General features: G+C 34.5%; 1 protein-coding gene. It reads left to right on the top strand.

The genetic code is table 11. The features are described 5' to 3' along the window. The first annotated feature begins 450 nt into the window (after positions 1–450). Positions 451–807 (top strand): plasmid mobilization protein, encoded by a 357-nt coding sequence (locus I2I04_RS23115; protein ID WP_008675863.1) that lies wholly within the window; start codon positions 451–453, stop codon positions 805–807. The last annotated feature ends 264 nt before the right edge of the window (positions 808–1,071 follow it).

Below are 1,071 nucleotides of genomic sequence, written 5' to 3'. Positions count from 1 at the left end.
CACTTCCAGAAAGAGCAACACGAAGAATCTTCTTTTCCCTAAAGTTCTTTGTGTCGTTTCTCTCTATATCTGAATACAGGAAAACGGCTGCATCATAAAAGAAACGATACCGACACCATTCAGGAACTATCGCCCATCAGCAAAAGGATTGCATCTAATTGATACCTTTTCTGCCAGTACTGGAGAGAAACCGGGAAAGTATTTGATACCGTACTTTTCCCGGTTCTCCCGGACATGGACGAAAAAAGAACATTATTATGATACCAAAAAATAATCTTATAGTATTCTTTTCCCTTTTGTTTGGCAGGGTGTTTAGGAATTTATATATTTGCGTTTGTAGAAATTAATAGCAAGATGTGTTTTTGTGTCCACAAAAACCAAATCTTGCCTGATAAATCAGGAGTTTAGCCCCCTCGCAACTTGGGGGCATATATTATTTAATATCATAGTATGAAAGCAAATAAAAGAGATAGAATAGTGAAAGTTCGTCTGACAAATTTAGAATATGAAGAACTAACTAAAGCTTCTAAATCTAATAAATGTATGTCAGATTATTTTAGGCAGAGAGTCTTTAGGAAAGGAGTTGGTCTTATTGACCCTAAAGAATTTATTCGTTCAATGGATGAAATTTGTTTGGAAATGAAACGTATAGGAAATAATATAAATCAATTGGCTAGGTATGTAAATATTCATAAGGAAGAAGTTAATCAAGAGGTTCTTAATGAGGTAGAAAAGAAAATGGCAGAGTATGTGATTATGCAAGATAAATTGAATGTTACTTGGCGTAAGTTGATGTCAATCAAATAATATATGTATATATAATATTGATATATATAATTTTAGTGATAAAGATAGCACTACTATTTCTTTTCCCTAAAGTTCTTTGTGTCGTTTCTCTCTATATCTGAATACAGGAAAACGGCTGCATCATAAAAGAAATGATACCGACACCATTCAGGAACTATCGCCCATCAGCAAAAGGATTGCATCTAATTGATACCTTTTCTGCCAGTACTGGAGAAAAGCCGGAAAGGAATTTGATACCGTACTTTTCCCGGTTCTCCCGGACAT

Origin of the sequence: Bacteroides sp. 1001136B_160425_E2, assembly GCF_015559655.1 — a bacterium.
Taxonomy (GTDB): Bacteria; Bacteroidota; Bacteroidia; order Bacteroidales; family Bacteroidaceae; genus Bacteroides; species Bacteroides luhongzhouii.
This window is presented reverse-complemented; position numbering and strand designations above follow the sequence as displayed.

What these genes read in the sequence shown, in the direction of transcription:
- I2I04_RS23115 (WP_008675863.1), top strand. Translation starts at nt 451, where the DNA reads ATGAAAGCAAATAAAAGAGATAGAATAGTGAAAGTTCGTCTGACAAAT.